General features: G+C 39.1%; 1 pseudogene. It reads left to right on the top strand.

What is annotated here, in order from left to right:
- Positions 1-386 (top strand): annotated as a pseudogene (locus tag AB4653_RS27675) (hypothetical protein); the annotation flags it as partial.
- Positions 387-588: the final 202 nt, after the last annotated feature.

The raw sequence follows: 588 nt of genomic DNA, 5'->3' as shown, positions 1-588 counted from the left end.
ACCGTGCAGCGCAAGCAAACGCAAAAGCAATTGCTGCTGAATCAAAAGCTCAACAAGATAGCAACAATAACAATTGGAACAGCAGAGTAGACAAAGCGCTACGTTGGCTAAAAGTAGCCTTTCTGGCTATTTTACTCCTAGCAATTTTCATAGCTGCTAGTTTAGGACTTTACTACTTATTTAGATTGGTTACAGAAGAACCAATTATAAAAACAGTAACAGAAACCGTTACTGAAACCGTTGAAAAGGAAGTGATTCCGGAAGAATGTACTCAAGTAAGAAGAAATGGAAAAGTTTACGTTAGTTGCGATGGTGTTACTGTTAAAGGGGCTCCAACGATAGCAGAAAGTGGCGTTGACGAGATTCCAGACCTCATAGAGCAATAAAACTATTGACGCATAAATGACTACTTAGCCCGGAGTAATACCGGGCTTTTCCATGCTAAACGATCCTCAATACGTAAATAAATAATCAGTACGTACCCACAAATTTTAAACAATCACCATTAAGCTTGCTCAGCGAGCTTGGTATTTCCCTTTATTTTTACAACATAAGTCGTCGCGAAAATCAGTAGAGAAAATAGCCCAC

It is taken from the genome of Vibrio sp. 10N.222.48.A3, assembly GCF_041475345.1.
Taxonomy (GTDB): Bacteria; Pseudomonadota; Gammaproteobacteria; order Enterobacterales; family Vibrionaceae; genus Vibrio; species Vibrio tasmaniensis_A.
The sequence above is the reverse complement of the archived record's forward strand: the minus strand, read 5'-3'. Positions and strand labels throughout refer to the sequence as shown.